Source organism: Bacillus sp. B1-WWTP-T-0.5-Post-4 (assembly GCF_009183795.1).
GTDB classification, from domain to species: Bacteria; Bacillota; Bacilli; order Bacillales; family Bacillaceae_G; genus Bacillus_A; species Bacillus_A cereus.
This window is the reverse complement of record NZ_WEIJ01000051.1, coordinates 1-255: the sequence shown is the minus strand read 5'-3', so window position 1 is coordinate 255 and position 255 is coordinate 1. Positions and strand designations below refer to the sequence as shown.

Genomic DNA, 255 nt, shown 5'->3' with positions numbered 1-255 from the left:
TTTCATTTATGGGTATGAAAGTGCGAGATCGTTTCGTACATCTAGTTAAGCGACGCGGTAACGTTACTGGGAAGCGATTCACGTACGGAAAGGATCTAACAGGCGTAACGCGAGAAGTAGATCGATCCGATATCGCAACCGCGATTATTCCAATCGGTAAAGCTGACGAGACAGGGAAGCGCCTGACGATCGAAGCATTCGAGAATATCCACGACGGCTATGTATCACCTAAAGGGCAGAAATGGGTAGGCGACG

1 protein-coding gene is annotated in these 255 nt (G+C 48.6%); it reads left to right on the top strand.

The features are described 5' to 3' along the window. Window positions 1-255 (top strand): phage tail spike protein (locus GBN91_RS28670; RefSeq protein ID WP_152122920.1); only part of this gene is annotated, 255 nt, incomplete at both ends.